Below are 471 nucleotides of genomic sequence, written 5' to 3' on the forward strand. Positions count from 1 at the left end.
CCCTCGACAACACGTTCTGGCAAGGCGACAGACTCGCCGTCAACGGCATGATTTCCCCGCCGTTGACTGGGCCGAAGGGTGCGCCTGGTGAAGTATCTAAATCGCAGATGGATGCGGCTATTGCCGCCGCCATTGTCGCCCTGGCCCCTACTGGTCTGAAGCTCGTGCTTGCCGCGCCGGACGATAAAACCGCCGAGCAGGCCGACACAGCAATCAGATCCAAGGGATACGGGGCCGTCGTGGTGGTACCAGCTATGGGTACCTGGTGGGAATAGGAAAAGGAGAAGCAATTATGCCAATGAGACTAATCAAACGGGGTGCGTTTCGTATCCCAGTATCTGTTCAACCCGGAGATGGTTGGGTCAACGTCACGAAACCTGGCTCCTCGCGCCCCTACATTTTTCCGGTGGAGGACCAGCGTATTACGGTGACCGCTTCGGGCTGTGGCGGGGTGCGTATTTATGACTGGGG

1 pseudogene is annotated in these 471 nt (G+C 58.2%); it reads left to right on the top strand.

The features are described from left to right. Positions 1-275 (top strand): annotated as a pseudogene (locus tag HMPREF2978_RS13275) (hypothetical protein); the annotation flags it as partial. Positions 276-471: the final 196 nt, after the last annotated feature.

Origin of the sequence: Corynebacterium sp. HMSC074C01 (genome assembly GCF_001814605.1) — a bacterium.
GTDB lineage: Bacteria > Actinomycetota > Actinomycetes > Mycobacteriales > Mycobacteriaceae > Corynebacterium.